Origin of the sequence: Acinetobacter sp. 12966, from assembly GCF_031196995.1 — a bacterium.
GTDB classification, from domain to species: domain Bacteria; phylum Pseudomonadota; class Gammaproteobacteria; order Pseudomonadales; family Moraxellaceae; genus Acinetobacter; species Acinetobacter geminorum.
This window is the reverse complement of the sequence record NZ_JAVIMC010000020.1, coordinates 1-216: the sequence shown is the minus strand read 5'-3', so window position 1 is coordinate 216 and position 216 is coordinate 1. Positions and strand designations below refer to the sequence as shown.

General features: G+C 40.7%; 1 pseudogene. It reads left to right on the top strand.

The features are described 5' to 3' along the window. Positions 1 to 216 (top strand): annotated as a pseudogene (locus RFW85_RS03400) (SfnB family sulfur acquisition oxidoreductase); the annotation flags it as partial.

Sequence of the window (216 nt, the reverse complement as noted above, 5' to 3'; positions counted from 1 at the left end):
GTTGACCCTTCTCTTGCTCAGTTGCCTCAAAACCACTTGGCTTTTATTGAACATTTAAGACTAGATGCGAAACCTGAACAGCAACAGTTCTTCTTTAACTTGGTGTTAAGAGGAATTCGTTTTGGCAATGCATTTTCCGAAAAACACAGTAAGACAGTCGCGGACCTCACGACTAAACTTCAAAAGACCGAGCATGGTTATGAAATTAATGGCAAG